At 58.8% G+C, this 14,270-nt stretch carries 12 protein-coding genes and 3 pseudogenes; 7 read left to right on the forward strand and 8 right to left on the reverse strand.

Annotation, left to right across the window (positions count from 1 at the left end; all coding sequences use genetic code 11):
* Positions 1–77: 77 nt before the first annotated feature.
* From AUK77_RS12720 to AUK77_RS12745, 6 genes are all read right to left on the reverse strand, one after another.
* Positions 78–1,184, reverse strand: a complete 1,107-nt coding sequence (locus AUK77_RS12720) for a site-specific integrase (RefSeq protein ID WP_296130290.1) — start codon at positions 1,182–1,184, stop codon at positions 78–80.
* Between the two features lie 339 nt (positions 1,185–1,523).
* Complete coding sequence (locus tag AUK77_RS12725) at positions 1,524–2,315, reverse strand: OmpA family protein (protein ID WP_296130292.1); 792 nt, start codon at positions 2,313–2,315, stop codon at positions 1,524–1,526.
* 5 nt (positions 2,316–2,320) lie between these two features.
* On the reverse strand, positions 2,321–2,725 hold the full coding sequence (locus AUK77_RS12730; protein WP_296130294.1) for a DUF4398 domain-containing protein: 405 nt from the start codon (positions 2,723–2,725) through the stop codon (positions 2,321–2,323).
* 243 nt (positions 2,726–2,968) lie between these two features.
* On the reverse strand, positions 2,969–3,802 hold the full coding sequence (locus AUK77_RS12735; RefSeq protein ID WP_296130296.1) for a BON domain-containing protein: 834 nt from the start codon (positions 3,800–3,802) through the stop codon (positions 2,969–2,971).
* 106 nt (positions 3,803–3,908) lie between these two features.
* Entirely contained in the window at positions 3,909–4,121 is a 213-nt protein-coding gene (locus AUK77_RS12740; protein WP_296130298.1) for a CsbD family protein, read from the reverse strand.
* Entirely contained in the window at positions 4,118–4,366 is a 249-nt protein-coding gene (locus AUK77_RS12745; protein ID WP_296130299.1) for a hypothetical protein, read from the reverse strand. The genes AUK77_RS12740 and AUK77_RS12745 overlap by 4 nt, the downstream gene beginning before the upstream one ends.
* Before the next feature lie 147 nt (positions 4,367–4,513).
* Here AUK77_RS12745 and rfbB point away from each other — a divergent pair, with 147 nt between their 5' ends.
* The 4 genes from rfbB to rfbD are packed head-to-tail and all read left to right on the forward strand — an operon-like array spanning position 4,514 to position 7,859.
* A complete protein-coding gene (rfbB, locus tag AUK77_RS12750; RefSeq protein WP_296130301.1) occupies positions 4,514–5,566 on the forward strand; it encodes a dTDP-glucose 4,6-dehydratase in 1,053 nt (350 codons plus the stop codon).
* Positions 5,567–5,578: 12 nt separating this feature from the next.
* Positions 5,579–6,445, forward strand: a complete 867-nt coding sequence (gene rfbA, locus AUK77_RS12755) for a glucose-1-phosphate thymidylyltransferase RfbA (RefSeq protein ID WP_296130304.1) — start codon at positions 5,579–5,581, stop codon at positions 6,443–6,445.
* Positions 6,446–6,447: 2 nt separating this feature from the next.
* Complete coding sequence (rfbC, locus tag AUK77_RS12760; RefSeq protein WP_296130306.1) at positions 6,448–6,993, forward strand: dTDP-4-dehydrorhamnose 3,5-epimerase; 546 nt, start codon at positions 6,448–6,450, stop codon at positions 6,991–6,993.
* Positions 6,990–7,859 carry a dTDP-4-dehydrorhamnose reductase gene (rfbD, locus tag AUK77_RS12765; protein WP_296130308.1) on the forward strand — a complete coding sequence of 290 codons (870 nt, stop codon included), beginning with the start codon at positions 6,990–6,992 and terminating at the stop codon, positions 7,857–7,859. The genes rfbC and rfbD overlap by 4 nt, the downstream gene beginning before the upstream one ends.
* Here the strand turns inward: rfbD and AUK77_RS12770 are convergent.
* Positions 7,856–8,089, reverse strand: coding sequence for a hypothetical protein (locus AUK77_RS12770; RefSeq protein ID WP_296130452.1), 234 nt, complete (start codon positions 8,087–8,089; stop codon positions 7,856–7,858). The two genes, rfbD and AUK77_RS12770, sit on opposite strands and share 4 nt — an antisense overlap.
* 59 nt (positions 8,090–8,148) lie before the next feature.
* Positions 8,149–9,480, reverse strand: a pseudogene (locus AUK77_RS12775) (methyl-accepting chemotaxis protein); the annotation flags it as partial.
* A gap of 167 nt (positions 9,481–9,647) precedes the next feature.
* Here AUK77_RS12775 and AUK77_RS12780 point away from each other — a divergent pair.
* The 3 genes and pseudogenes from AUK77_RS12780 to AUK77_RS12790 all read left to right on the forward strand — a co-directional run bounded on the left by AUK77_RS12780 (position 9,648) and on the right by AUK77_RS12790 (position 14,158).
* Positions 9,648–11,472 (forward strand): annotated as a pseudogene (locus AUK77_RS12780) (ATP-binding protein).
* Positions 11,469–12,859, forward strand: a pseudogene (locus tag AUK77_RS12785) (sigma-54 dependent transcriptional regulator). Before AUK77_RS12780 ends, AUK77_RS12785 begins: the two co-directional pseudogenes overlap by 4 nt.
* 294 nt (positions 12,860–13,153) lie before the next feature.
* Positions 13,154–14,158 (forward strand): DctP family TRAP transporter solute-binding subunit, encoded by a 1,005-nt coding sequence (locus AUK77_RS12790; protein WP_296130310.1) that lies wholly within the window; start codon positions 13,154–13,156, stop codon positions 14,156–14,158.
* Positions 14,159–14,270: the final 112 nt, after the last annotated feature.

The raw sequence follows: 14,270 nt of genomic DNA on the forward strand, positions 1-14,270 counted from the left end.
GAAGATCAATTTACGCCCACGCAAACGCCTGGGCTGGAAGACACCGTACGAAGTGTATGCAGGGGTGAGCGTTGCACTTATGGGTTGAATTCAGGTGACATTTCCTTGCGGGATAGAAATGGCTCAAGTATTTCACTTAAGCGGTCGCTGATCGGCAAGAGGTGATCACGCGGCGGACTACCCTTCCCGCCTTTCCGATCAACCAGACCTAATACAGCACCATATTCCGTATCTTCGGTTACGTCCTGCCAAGTTGCGCGAAGAAGCATTTTCACGCGCTGCCCACCCAAATAAAGCATCGCATTGGCCATCGCTCTGTTGCGCTCAGGAAGTTCTTGAACAGCGATCAAGAGCTGCCGCAACTCTTCCTTTGTTAGAGCTTCGGTATTGGCGCGCTCGGCCCCCTCAATCGTAGGCAGGTAGGCCACAGGGTTATCCCGCAAACCGAAAAGCACTGCGTCGCCAGCACGCAGAGGGTTCAAGTCGTGCTTAAGCCCGAAAGAAAATGCCGTGCGCAGATAGGACCGCAATCGATTAGCAGTAGTTAATTTGCCATTCGTCACACTCGCCACTGTCTTACGTTTTCCACGCCCCTTCGATGCAGGCGCTCGGTTAATGCAGTGCCTCAGGATTTCAGAGATGTCCGCTGGTTCTATGTCCCGCGCTTTACGCAAAACCAGATCAGGAAATGCCTGCATCACATCCAGCCGAAACGCAGCCAGCACATTCTTTGCACTGGATTTTCCTTGCCTCTTCAAATCATCGACATAGGCCTGCAATAACTGTTCGAGGCTCCCCTTCTGGGCCTCAAGCCGTGCCACTTGAGCTAGCTTTTCCTTTTTGGCCTGCTGGGCATCATTGAACGCAGCCAAAGAACCATGCACACGAACCTCGGCTGCAAGCCGCTCAACTTCCCTTCTCCAAAAAGCGAGCCCTCTTGTTTGCCCATCGGGACCAACCTCAGCAAAAACTCCAAGCTTGCTCCGCTCCTGACGTCCATTAGCTCGCCTGGATAGGTAGACCTCGATGACGCCACTGGAACGGCGCTCAAGAAGCATTGAGCCTGCTCCGCGTTCCCCCAGTTGCTCTGAGAGCGTGCGGACTGGTGTAACTACACCGCTCTTCTTGACATTACCGGTCATCGCCCAGCTTTTCACCTGAGCATCTGTCAGTTTTTGCCCCACGCTACCCCCTACCAATCCTGCTCAACACTTTGCTCAACACTTCTCTGAAAGCCAATGCAAACCACAGGATGACAGTGAATACCATAAACCCAATAAGTCTATGATTTCACGGCGGTTTGCATTTTCAAGAAATGTCCTGCAATCTCGCACTTGCTGCCTTGTAATCAGTAGGTCCCGGGTTCGATTCCTGGTGCCGGCACCATACAAAGAAAGGGTTACGTGAAAACGTAACCCTTTTTTATTTGCCCAAATTTTCTTACCTAGCCTATCGCCACCAGTAGGCGTGCCCGCACGTGATAGTCGCGAGTCGACTTCCCGCGCGGGATCGCTGTTGGCTTTTTACTGAGCGCGGGCGGTGGTGCGGATGATCACTTCAACCCGGCGGTTCATTTGCCGCCCCGACGCCGAATCATTGCTGGCCACGGGGGCGCTTTCGCCCTTGCCGGTTGAATCGAGACGGATGGACGCCACACCTTGGCCCAGAAGGTAGTTCATCACAGAATCCGCGCGGCTCTGTGACAAGAGGAGGTTGGCCTCCTGACCACCGACGCTGTCTGCGTGGCCTTCAATCAAGACATCTCGATCTGCATGCTGGCTAAGAAACAGCGCTAACTTATCCAGATTATTGACTGCCCCCGGGCGCAGTTCCGCGCGCCCCGTGGTAAACAACAAGTCCCCCAGGGTCATCACGATTCCGCGCTCGGTTTGCTTGGCGTTCATCTCGTCCAGCTGAGCATGCAGGGCCGCATTCTCTTGTTGCGATTGATCTGCCTCAAGGGTGCGTGAGTCTAGCCGAGCCCCTTCGCGCTGCTCGCTGAGTGTTTTACGCTGGTCTTCATAAAAGCGGGCCTGTGCCAACGCGCGGGCAATCTCGACCTTGCGGTCAGCGATGACCACCAGATGCTGCCCAAGCGCCTGTTCTTGCTCCTCGCGCAGCTCCAAGGCAGCTTTCACTGCAACCTCTGCCTCTTTCAACGCCACAGGCGCGCGCGTGTTCAGTTGTGGGTCAGATTGCAACCCCATCAATTTGTTGCGCGTTTCGGCGGCGCCTTGCGGCATGCTCGGTTGCGCAGCGCAGCCCACCAGAACGAGCGCAATGGCTGCAGCCAACAGGTGTTGACGATTGTGCATGATGTTCATTGTTGAGCCCCTGTATTGCGCTGCATTTCCTGCTTCAAGCTGTCGGTGCTTTTGCGCATTTCGTCGTTGACCACTTGGGCCTTGGTTGCCTGCGATTTGGCCAGGGCCAGCTCGGCCTCAACCCGCGCCTGCTGAGCTAAACGCTCGGCCAACAACATCTCTTCACGTTCAACCGCTGCATTGGCCGCAGTGAGCTTCGTCCGCGCCACGCCCAGCTCTGGCGAGGCGTAGTCAGCAACGCGCGCTTGCTCAGCATTTTTGATGGCTGATTCAGCCGCTTGCAGGGCCTGCTGGGGCGGCGGCGGTGGTGAAGCGCACGCGTTCAGGAAGAGCGCGACAATGCCAATGGCCAGCAGCTGCGGTGCTACCCGGCGCTGAGATAGCCTTACAAATTGAGTCATGTTGAAATCCTCAAAGACCCTACCGATGCGCGAAAGCGCTCAGTCGGGTGAACGGATTGCGCACGACACAGCACCCCAGCCGGCAGCTCACAGCAGGGCTGCAGTTGCCGACGGAAATAGTCATCGCAATAAAAGGTAGCCAGCCAGGCATGAAGGCTTAAACGGTATGGCCGCATGCCATGAGTACAGGCGAGTGGCTTACGTGCAGAAAGCCAGACACTGTGTTGCCAGTAGGGAGGAGCGCTAGAAAACCAGCTCAGCCGACTTCACGCTTTTAACTCCGCGTACGTTCTGCGCGACTTCAACAGCCAGTGCCTTCTCTACACTGCTGTTCAAACGGCCGCTGAGGCTCACGACACCTTTATCGGTCGACACTTCAATGGCCGAACCCGCCACGTTACTGGTGTACAACAAGCTCGATTTGACCTTGGTGGTGATCCACGAATCACTGATGTCGACGCCTGCTTCTTTAACCGCTTGCTTGCCACTTTCGGCGGCATCCGGTTTTTGCGCGTTAACCTTGAGCTGGTTATCGACGGCAACCACACCGTGGGTATTAAGGGCCAAACGACCTGCCAGGTCGCGCTCAACAGCGCTCTGTGCAGTGCCCCGCAGGACCACGCGACCAAAACGCGTCTCGACCTGGGTGCTCATGCCGTCGGTGCTTTTGCTCCAGACCAATTTGGATTTCACTGCCGTGGTGATGCTGGCATCTGAAATAACATCACCAAACCCGCGCTCAGCACCCGGCTTAGGGGGAAGGTAATCCGCGTCGACAACAATCTGGTTGTCAACGTCGGTGACGCCCTTAACGCCCATTGCGATTTCCGTGGCCAGGTCCTTGTGGACCTCCTCAGCTACGTGGCCCGTGAGCGTGGCTTTACCATTCACCACCTTTACGTTGATGTCGTTAGCACGCAGGTAGGGGCTCAGGGCGTAGGTGGTTGACACCTGTGCTTCCTGACGAGCGTCCATAATGGCTTGCGACGATTCCTGCGCGCCGGCGGTCAGGCTTGTACCTGTAACAGCCAGAGCAAGAGCCGAAGCGAGAAAGAGATTGCGCGATTGTTTGTGCATGGTGTTCTCCACTTATGGAAAAAGATGATGCTTCGGTGCTGTCAGATGACGATCTTCAACCGCACTGACAGCCCGCAGCCTTAGCTGGAAGGCAACGGAGCCGGAATCAGCCTTTGCGTTTATGGATAAAGTCTTCAACCTGTTTTTCCGCTTCATCGCGGGTGATGGCGTAACGCTCTTGAAGCAGGCCGGCGAGCTTTTGCTGCTGACCTTCGGACTGAAGAATTTCATGCTCGGTCAACTTGCCCCACGCGATCTTGGCGGCGCCAACATGCTGCTTCCATTTGCCCTTGAGTTCGTCGCTGCTAGGCATGCTCATGATTTGTCTGACTCCTGCGAAGGGTGGGCTTCATCACGCTTGACGCTGCGCAAAGGTGCCGGGGTAACGGGATTGGGAAGGGGTTGCTGCTCCTGGCGGATAACAGTTGCGGAGCCCTTCACCTGACCATCCGGGAAAATGGTGTTGGCCTTGTAATACGGCTGGGTGGCATGCTTGCCGCCAGGTTTTTGCTCGCCAACGGTGGCGGGGCCACTGGGGTAACGTTGCTCGATAGGCTTATGCATAACGATCTCAGTGAATGCTTGGGGCCTGCAGAGATTGCGGCCTCTTGAGCACTGACAATGGCAGTCACTGGCGAGCATGTCGGTGCGCTATCGCGCTTAACAAATCAGTGGAAGGGCTCTTCCAAAGCACATATCGGGTGCAGACACGTGCGTATTCTTATCACCGGCGGTGCAGGCTTTATTGGTTCAGCACTGATTCGTCACCTGCTGAACAACACAGATCATCAGGTGCTCAATCTCGACAAACTAACCTATGCCGGCAATCTGGAGTCGCTCGGTAGCGTGGCAGAGAACCCGCGCTATCAGTTTTTGCAGGCCGATATCGGCGACAGCACAACAGTGGCGCAGGCTTTAGCCGAGTTTCAGCCAGACGCGATCATGCACCTGGCCGCCGAGTCCCATGTGGACCGCTCCATTGATGGCCCGGCCGCATTTATCCAGACCAACATCGTCGGCACCTACGCGCTGCTGGAAGCCACCCGCACCTACTGGTCGCAGCTCGAACCTGCACGTAAAGCGGCATTTCGTTTCCACCATATTTCCACCGACGAGGTGTATGGCGACCTGCACGGCGTCGATGACCTGTTCACGGAAACCACGCCCTATGCGCCCAGCTCGCCCTACTCGGCGAGCAAGGCGGCCTCGGATCACCTGGTGCGCGCCTGGCAGCGCACCTACGGTCTGCCGGTGCTGATCACCAACTGCTCGAATAATTACGGCCCTTTTCACTTTCCGGAAAAATTGATTCCGCTGGTGATCCTCAACGCCCTGGATGGCAAGCCGCTGCCGGTCTATGGCAACGGCCAGCAGGTGCGCGACTGGTTATATGTGGAAGACCACGCCCGCGCTTTGTTAACCGTGGTGACTGAGGGGCAAGTCGGCGAGACCTATAACATTGGCGGGCACAACGAGCAGAAGAACCTGCACGTAGTGGAAAGCATCTGCGCACTGCTCGATGAATTGCAGCCGCGCGCCGAAGGCTTCTATAAGGAACAAATCAGCTTTGTGGCCGATCGCCCTGGCCATGACCTGCGCTACGCCATCGACGCCAGCAAGATCGAACGCGAACTAGGCTGGAAACCAACTGAAACCTTCGACAGCGGCCTGCGCAAGACGGTGCTGTGGTACTTGGATAACCTCGACTGGTGCCGCCGCGTGCAGGACGGCAGTTACCAGCGCGAACGCCTCGGCACATTTTAAGGAAACACACCGATGAAAGGCATTGTTCTCGCAGGCGGCTCCGGCAGCCGCTTGCACCCCATCACCTTGGGCGTGTCCAAACAGCTGTTGCCGATCTATGACAAGCCGATGATCTATTACCCGATCTCGGTGCTGATGCTCGCCGGCGTGCGCGAGATCCTGATCATTTCCACCCCGCAGGACTTGCCCAACTTCCGCAAGATACTCGGCGATGGCAGCCTGTTTGGTGTGCAGTTCGAATACATCGAACAACCCCCACCCGATGGTCTGGCGCAAGCCTTTATTTTGGGGGAAGACTTTATTGGCCAGGATTCGGTGTGCCTGATCCTCGGCGACAACATCTTCCACGGCCAGCACTTCACCGAAAAACTCCTGCGCGCCGCTGCTGAGCCGTCTGGGGCGACGGTCTTCGGCTACTGGGTCAACGATCCGCAGCGTTTTGGCGTGGTCGGGTTCGATGCGCAGGGCAAGGCAATTTCCATTGAGGAGAAGCCCGCCGCGCCGAAGTCCAGCTATGCGGTCACAGGGCTGTATTTCTACGACAATGATGTGATCGAGATCGCCAAAGCGGTCAAGCCCTCTCCCCGCGGTGAGCTGGAAATTACCGACATCAATAATGCCTACCTACTGCGTGGTGACTTGCGTGTAGAACGTTTAGGCCGCGGCTTCGCCTGGCTCGACACCGGCACCCATGACAGCCTGCTGGAGGCCTCGCAATACGTGCAGACCATCGAACACCGTCAGGGTTTGAAAGTCGCCTGCCTGGAAGAAATCGCTTACCAGCAAGGCTGGATCGACCGTGAGCAATTGCTCAAGCAGGCCACGGCCTTTGGCAAAACTGGCTACGGCCAATACCTGTTCAAACTGGCTGAGGACTGATCATGCAGGTTGTCACCACGGCACTGCCCGACGTACTGATCCTCGAACCGAAGGTGTTTGGCGACGAACGCGGCTTCTTCTTTGAAAGCTTTAATGCCCGCCGCTTCGCCGAAGCCACCGGCCTGCACCGTGAGTTTGTCCAGGACAACCACTCGCGCTCAGTCAAAGGCGTTTTGCGCGGCCTGCATTACCAAGTGCAGCAGGCGCAGGGCAAATTGGTGCGCGTCACCGCGGGGGAAGTCTATGACGTGTCGGTGGACCTACGCCGCAGCTCGCCCACCTTTGGTAAATTTGTAAGGACAATATTGTCCGCCGACAACAAACGCCAACTGTGGGTGCCGGAAGGCTTTGCCCATGGCTTTGTGGTGCTCAGCGAATTCGCCGAAGTTCTCTACAAGACCACCGACTATTACGCCCCCGAACATGAGCGCAGCATTCGCTGGGATGACCCAACACTGGCCATCGACTGGCCGCTGACAGAAGCCCCCCAGCTCTCCGCCAAAGACCAGGCCGGCCTCAACTTCCAAGATGCACCGGTATTCCCATGAAGATTCTGCTCCTCGGCCAGCACGGCCAAGTCAGCCAGGCACTACAACAGTCGCTTGGCCGCCACATTGAACTGACGGTGCTGGGCCGCGAACAGCTCGACCTGGCAAAACCACATGAGATCCGCCAACAGGTCTTGCAGCAGCGCCCGGCGCTGATCATTAATGCAGCCGCGCACACAGCCGTGGACCAAGCCGAAAGCGAGCCAGAACTGGCGTTTGCAATCAACGCCACAGCACCCGGCATCCTGGCTGAAGCCGCTGCGGAACTGGGCGCACCGTTGATCCACTACTCCACCGATTACGTGTTTGACGGCAGTAAAGCCACTCCTTACCACGAAGCTGACACCCTCAACCCACTGAGCGTTTACGGGCGTAGCAAACTGGCTGGCGAACAAGCAATTACCGCTGTCGGCGGCTCGCACCTGATTCTGCGTACCAGTTGGGTGTATTCGCAGCACGGCAAAAACTTCCTGCTGACCATTCAACGTCTGCTGCAGGAACGCGACAGCCTGAACGTCGTGGACGACCAAATCGGCGCGCCCACATGGGCCGGCACCATCGCCCACACCACGACGCAGCTTGTCAAGCGCTGGCACACTGGCCAGAGCGGCCCTTGGGGCGTTTATCACCTGACCGCAAAGGGTCAAGCCAGTTGGCTCGACTTTGCCAAGGAGATTGCCACGCACCTGCAAAGCCTGGGCAAGCGCGTCGCCGAGCTGCACCCCATCCCCAGCAGCGCCTACCCGACACCGGCTCAACGCCCCCTGAACTCGCGCCTCGATTGCAGTCGCTTGGAGCGAGACTGGCAGGTCCAATTACCAGACTGGCAGAGCGCGTTAAATGAGTGCCTGCACGCTGCCAACTAGGCGCGAAAACGCTGAATTTGCACCTGCAGTCCAGTCGCCAGTTGCGCCAGGTCACGGCTGGCAATTGAGCTTTGCTGCGCACCATTGACCACCTCGCTGATGCTGTCGTTGAGGCTGCTGATGTTTTCACTGATCTCATTTGCCACAGCGGTTTGCTCCTCCGTAGCAGCGGAAATCTGCACATTGCCATCAGCGATGCCCTCAACCGCATGAGCGATGTGATTGAGCACCTCGCCGCTTCACGCGCATGACTGACACTGTTCTGAGCCTGCTCACGCGATAGCTGCATCGCGCTGACGGCACTGCGCGCGCCGCCCTGCAGGGCATCAATCATGCCGCGAATGGACTCAGTGGCCTTTTGCGTATTGCTGGCCAGGCTGCGCACTTCATCGGCCACCACGGCAAACCCACGTCCCGCTTCACCGGCCCGTGCGGCTTCAATAGCGGCGTTGAGGGCCAGTAAGTTGGTCTGCTCGGCAATGCTCTGAATCACGCTGAGCACCTTACTGATTTCATCGCTCTGACTATGCAGGCTGTCGATCACCTGACCGGCTTTCTCCACGGAGGCCGATAGCCCTTGAATCGCCTTGAGATTGGACTGCACCAGATCGCTGCCCTGACGTGCTTCCTTATTGGCATCTGCCGCATTGCTCGCCGTGGCCTGGGCATTACGCGCCACCTCTTGCACAGCCATGCTCATCTGGTGCACGGCCGTGGCCACCATATGGGTTTGATCGCCTTGAGCCGAGGCAGCCTGGCTGACCTGAGCACTGATCGCGCTCATTTCTTCGGAAGCAGCTGCCAATTGAATTGCGGTATCCGTCAAATGCCGGATCAGCGCTTGTTGATGCTCCAGCATGGTGTTGAACGCCCGCGCTGTATCAGCAACTTCATCACGGCCTCGGGTGTCCGCGCGCAGCGTTAAATTGGAGGACTGCTGGACATCCATGATCAGGCTACGCAAGCCGGCCAGCGGACGAATAATCGATAACCCAATGACCAGCGCTGCCACCAACACCAGCACCAGAGCCACAGCACCAATCAGTAGAAACACAGTGCGCATGGTTTGATACTGAGTAATAGCCTCCGAATTGAGTCGCTCACCTTCGCTCAATTGCAACGCGATCAGGCCGCCGAGCTCGGCACCCAAAGGGTCAAACGTGTCGTAGAGCTGGCGGTTGAACGAGCCCGGCTCCGCCGCCATTAACTCGCCGCTAGAAATCTGCCCGAGGTAGTGCTCAGCTAATTGCTGCACGCTCACTAAATGCGGCTTGGTCCGCTCAACGCGTCGGCTTTCATCCTCCGTCAGGCGTGTCGCGATGTATTGAGCCCAGGCTTCGTCGCCTTGGCGGCGTGCATCGCTAAACGCTTTGCGCAACGCGGACTCATCGAATAGGCCGGCACGGTATTTATGCAGCGCATCCACCATCGCCACGGCATAAGCATCAGACACCACTTTGAGCTGACTGATTGGCTGCATACGATCAGTGAACAACTCAGCAAAGCTGGCGTTCAACTTACTGGCATTCGACAACGCCATCGCGATGACAAAAACCAGCACCAGCAAAGGCACTACAGCCAACATTAACAGCCGAGATTTAACCGTAACGTGCGTCAACATGTGCGTATCTCCGCAGAAATAGGTGCCGAAGTCCGTTTGAGGCAAAACGGCGGCATCAGCGACTGCGCAGCGATACCGGACATTTTCAGTATTGACCCCAAAAGACAACCTTGCCCACTTATTGCATAACCGCCACTCTCAACGTTCAGCCTTGACCGAGTAAGCGCATGCACACCCCGCTCCCCCACCCCAGCCGTCCGCGCTGGCGCAGCCTGGCCCTGCTGGCCTTGGTGCTGACGCCCCTGCTGTGGCCACTGCAACAACTAGCCGAGCGCTATTACAGCGGCGTGCTGGTGGAGCAGAACCGCCAGACCCTGGACCTGTACGTGGCCAACCTGCTCGGCACGCTGCGCCGTTACGAGGTGCTGCCGCCGATTTTGGGCGACTTGCCGGCGCTGCGTCTGGCGCTGCAAACGCCTACGGACTCGACCCGCCTAAGCAACGCCAATCACCTGCTTGACCAAGTACGCGAGCAGACCGGCGCCGATGTCATCTACCTGATGGATCCGGACGGCAAAACCTTGGCGGCCTCGAACTGGGCCCAAGCCGACTCGTTCGTTGATCGCAACTTCGCCTTTCGTCCGTATTTCCGCGAGGCCATTGCCGGACGGCCGGGGCGCTTCTTTGGCTTGGGCACCACCTCGGGTAAACGCGGCTACTACTTCGCCGCCGCCGTGCGGGATGGCGAGCGCAACCTCGGCGCGCTGGTGGTCAAGGTCGACCTAGATCACACCGAAACCCTATGGGGCAACACACCGGAACAGCTGCTGGTGACCGATGCCAATGGCGTGGTGATCCTCACCTCCAACAGCCACTGGCGCTTTACCGCCAGCCGTCCGCTGGACGCCGCTGAACGCCGCTGAACGCGCCGCCATTGCTACCAACCTACCCTATCCAACGCAAGCGCCGCCGCCGATCAAACTGGATGCGCAGAACTGGATTCGTCAGGACCGCGAAATGGAGGAAACCGGCTGGACCGTCAGCATCCTCGCGCCGCGCAGCCTGCTCGACCGCCCCGTACGCACGGCATTAGTGGCGGGAGGCGGCATGCTGTTGCTGCTGATGCTCTTGCTTGGCCTGTTGATGCAGCGTCGCCGTCATTACCTGGAGCGCATCGCCCTCGACAGCCAGGCCCGGCAACAGCTTGAACTCAGGGTGCAGGAACGCACCCAAGACCTGGAGCGGCTCAACAGCCGACTTAAACAGGAGGTGCTTGAACGCGAGCAGGCGCAACAGGAACTGGTTCAAGCCCAGGATGAACTGGTGCAGGCCAGTAAACTCAGTGCTCTAGGCACCATGAGCGCCAGCATCAGTCATGAGCTCAATCAGCCGCTGGCGGCCATTCGCAACTACGCCGACAACGCCGGTGTGCTGCTCGACCATGGACGCCACGACGACGCCCGCGCCAACCTCAAGCTGATCAGCCAACTCACCGAACGCATGGCCTCGATCATCGCCCACCTGCGCGCGTTTGCCCGCCGCGACCGGCACGCACCGGAAAGTGTGGCCCTGCAACCGGCCATCGACGACGCACTGGCGCTGCTGGCCAAGCGCCGTCAGGCCATGCAGGTCGAATTAATCCGCGACATGCCGGACGCCACTCTCTGGGTACAAGCGGGAGAAACCCGCCTGCGCCAAGTGCTCGGCAACCTGCTGGCCAACGCCCTCGATGCCTTGAGCGAAGTGCCACAGCCGCGCCGACTGTGGCTAAGTGCCGAACTCACCGCTGAAGGCGTCGACCTGCACCTGCGCGACAACGGCCCCGGCTTTAGCCAGGAAGCCTTGCAACGCGCCCGCGAGCCGTTTTTCACCACCAAGACCAGCGCCCAAGGCTTAGGCCTTGGCTTGGCCATTTGCGATACCCTGATGCGCGCCCTGGGCGGCGAACTGCTGTTTGCCAACCACCCCGGCGGCGGCGCACAACTAACCCTGCGCTTGCGCGCGGCCGCGCAGGGCATCAAAACCCAGTCGCCTGAGGACTTTGTTGTATGAGCATGATCGATTCCCGCATCCAGGTGCTGCTGATCGACGACGACCCCCACCTGCGCCAGGCATTGAGCCAAACTCTCGACCTGGCGGGGTTGAAAGTCAGCACCCTGGCCGATGCGCGCGGCGTCGCAGAGCGCATTGAGCGGGACTGGCCCGGCGTAGTGGTCAGCGACATCCGCATGCCCGGCATCGACGGCTTGCAACTTTTGCAACAGCTGCAGGAGAAAGATCCCGAACTGCCCGTGCTGCTGATCACCGGCCACGGCGATGTGCCCTTAGCCGTGCAGGCCATGCGCGCGGGCGCGTATGACTTTTTAGAAAAACCCTTTGCCAGCGACGACCTGCAGGGCAGCGTTCGACGCGCCCTTGAGGTGCGCCGCCTGGTGCTGGAAAACCGCAGCCTGCGCATGGCCTTGTCCGACCGCCACACCCTGTCGGCGCGCTTGGTTGGCCAGTCGTCGGCCTACAGCGCCTGCGCGAACAGATCGGCGCACTGGCCGGGATCAACAGCGATGTGCTGATCCTCGGTGAAACCGGAGCTGGCAAAGAAGTGGTCGCGCGCGCCCTGCATGACTTGTCGAACCGCCGCAACGGCCCATTCGTGGCCATTAACGCCGGCGCGCTGGCTGAATCCGTGGTGGAGAGTGAACTGTTCGGCCATGAGCAAGGCGCCTTTACCGGCGCGCAAAAACGCCGCATTGGCAAGTTTGAATTCGCCAATGGCGGCACCCTGTTCCTCGATGAAATCGAAAGCATGAGCCTGGATGTGCAAGTCAAACTGCTGCGCATGCTGCAAGAGCGCGTGGTCGAGCGCCTGGGCGGCAACCAATTGATCCCGCTGGATATTCGTGTGATTGCCGCGACCAAGGAAGACCTGCGCCAAGCGGCCGATCAGGGCCGTTTTCGCGCCGATCTGTACTACCGCCTCAACGTCGCCCCGCTGCGTATTCCGGCGCTGCGCGAGCGCGGCGAAGACGCCCTGCTGCTGTTTCAACACTTCGCCGAGGCCGCACGCAGCCGCCATGGTCTGAGTGAACGTAACCTCCAGCCTGGCCAGCGCGCCGCCCTGCTGCGCCACCCCTGGCCCGGTAACGTGCGTGAACTGCAGAACGCGGCAGAACGTTTTGCCCTCGGCCTGGAGCTGGACCTTGACCTGCAAAGCAACGCCCCCGCTCCAGCCGAATATGACAGCAGTCAAGCTGGCCTGAATGCTCAGGTCGAGGCCTTCGAGCGCAGCCTGATCAGCGCCGAACTCAGCCGCAGCCACAGCTCATTACGCAGCCTGGCCGAGGCGCTGGGTGTGCCGCGTAAAACCCTGCACGACAAACTGCGCAAACACGGCCTGAGCTTCGCCGACTCTGGCGGAAGCTCGCCAGACAGCCTCGACTAGCTGGCGGATTCTCGCCAAACCCATCTAATGGCCTTCAAGCAGAAGGCCTTTCCACCTCCTGCAAATCTGCGCAAAGCCTTGATATATATAGGTTTAATTGCGCTATCACGACACAGCTAGCACGCTGGCATGGCGGTTGCTCTAGCCCCTGATAGGCAACCTGCTCACGCCCACATCCAGGCCCTTGCTGCCAAGCGCCCGTCATCTTTTGACAGGCCGCCTCGATAGAGCACGTTCGCCCAACCTGCCGCGCTGCGGCGCATCGCGTGATACAAAAACAAGAGGAAAGACTCCATGTTCAAATTGACTGCCAAGGCACTGGCTTGCGCCCTGTCGCTGAGCATCGCCGGTATGGCCCAAGCGGCCGAGTCGACGCCGACCGCCCCGATTGTGATCAAGTTCGCTCACGTGGTTGCCGACCACACCCCCAAAGGCCAGGGCGCCGTAATGTTCAAGAAGCTCGCTGAAGAGCGCTTGGGCGATCGAGTCAAAGTCGAGGTGTACCCCAACTCCTCGCTGTTTGGTGACGGCAAAGAAATGGAAGCGCTGCTGCTCGGTGACGTACAGCTGATCGCCCCGTCGCTGGCCAAGTTTGAGCACTACACCAAACAAATCCAGGTGTTTGACCTGCCGTTCCTGTTCAAGGACATGGCCGCTGTTGACCGTTTCCAGCAAAGCCCGGAAGGCCAGGCACTGCTGAAATCCATGGAAAGCAAGAACATCACGGGCCTGGCTTACTGGCACAACGGCCTCAAGCAACTGTCCGCCAACAAAGCCCTGCGTGAGCCGAAAGATGCCCGCGGCCTGAAGTTCCGCGTACAGGCGTCCGCCGTGCTGGAAGAGCAGTTCAAAGCGGTTAAAGCCAACCCACGCAAGATGAGCTTCGCCGAGGTTTACCAAGGCCTGCAAACTGGCGTAGTCAACGGTGCCGAGAACCCCTACTCGAACATCTACAGCCAAAAAATGCATGAAGTGCAGAAGTACATCACCGAGTCCAACCACGGTGTACTGGACTACATGCTGATCACCAACACCACGTTCTGGAATGGCCTGCCTGCCGATGTGCGCAGCGAGCTGGACAAAATCATCGTGGAAGTGACTGCCGAAGTGAACAAGCAAGCTGACGCCCTGAACGAAGGCGACAAGCAACGCATCATCGACGGTAAAACCACCGAAATCATCACCCTGACGGCCGAGCAACGTACCGCCTGGCGCGATGCGATGAAGCCGGTATGGGGCAAGTTTGAAGCGGAAATCGGCGCAGACCTGATCAAAGCCGCTGACGCTGCCAACCAGTAGGGCGAAGTAGGCCCACCAGCCTGCACCCAACCACAGCGCAGCCGCCCGGCTGCGCTACTGGCTGAGTACCCCGGCACTTAGCAATCCGCCGGGGGACACCGCACCCCAATCT

The sequence above is a fragment of the Pseudomonas sp. Ga0074129 genome (assembly GCA_001465025.1).
In the GTDB taxonomy this organism is placed as follows: domain Bacteria; phylum Pseudomonadota; class Gammaproteobacteria; order Pseudomonadales; family Pseudomonadaceae; genus Aquipseudomonas.

Excerpts from the sequence above, each read along its gene's own strand:
- AUK77_RS12745 (WP_296130299.1), bottom strand. The coding sequence starts at position 4,366 with ATGCATAAGCCTATCGAGCAACGTTACCCCAGTGGCCCCGCCACCGTT.
- rfbA (WP_296130304.1), top strand. The coding sequence starts at position 5,579 with ATGAAAGGCATTGTTCTCGCAGGCGGCTCCGGCAGCCGCTTGCACCCC.
- AUK77_RS12725 (WP_296130292.1), bottom strand. The coding sequence starts at position 2,315 with ATGCACAATCGTCAACACCTGTTGGCTGCAGCCATTGCGCTCGTTCTG.
- rfbD (WP_296130308.1), top strand. The coding sequence starts at position 6,990 with ATGAAGATTCTGCTCCTCGGCCAGCACGGCCAAGTCAGCCAGGCACTA.
- rfbC (WP_296130306.1), top strand. The coding sequence starts at position 6,448 with ATGCAGGTTGTCACCACGGCACTGCCCGACGTACTGATCCTCGAACCG.
- AUK77_RS12735 (WP_296130296.1), bottom strand. The coding sequence starts at position 3,802 with ATGCACAAACAATCGCGCAATCTCTTTCTCGCTTCGGCTCTTGCTCTG.
- AUK77_RS12740 (WP_296130298.1), bottom strand. The coding sequence starts at position 4,121 with ATGAGCATGCCTAGCAGCGACGAACTCAAGGGCAAATGGAAGCAGCAT.
- AUK77_RS12730 (WP_296130294.1), bottom strand. The coding sequence starts at position 2,725 with ATGACTCAATTTGTAAGGCTATCTCAGCGCCGGGTAGCACCGCAGCTG.
- AUK77_RS12790 (WP_296130310.1), top strand. The coding sequence starts at position 13,154 with ATGTTCAAATTGACTGCCAAGGCACTGGCTTGCGCCCTGTCGCTGAGC.